The 238-nt window shown below is 70.2% G+C and carries 1 protein-coding gene; it reads left to right on the top strand.

The window, feature by feature from the left end; all coding sequences use genetic code 11:
- A partial coding sequence (locus ASC93_RS31505; protein WP_162251938.1) for a condensation domain-containing protein occupies window positions 1-238 on the top strand: 238 nt, incomplete at both ends.

Raw genomic sequence — 238 nt, 5'->3', positions numbered from 1 at the left:
CACGGCGCTGGACGCCTACGCCCACCAGGACCTGCCGCTGGACATGCTGGTCGAAGCCCTCAAGCCCGAGCGCCACCTGGGCCACGCACCACTGTTCCAGGTCGCGCTCGTGCTGCAGAACGCCCCGACCGGCGAACTCGATCTGCCCGGCGTGCGCATCGACACGACCGCCACCGACACCGGCACCGCGCGCTTCGACCTGCTGCTCAGCGTGACCGAAACCGGCGGCCAGTTCGAT

The organism is Massilia sp. Root335, assembly GCF_001425685.1.
Classification (GTDB): domain Bacteria; phylum Pseudomonadota; class Gammaproteobacteria; order Burkholderiales; family Burkholderiaceae_D; genus Telluria; species Telluria luteola.
Note: the sequence above shows the minus strand (reverse complement) of the source record. Positions and strands in the feature narration are given on the sequence as shown.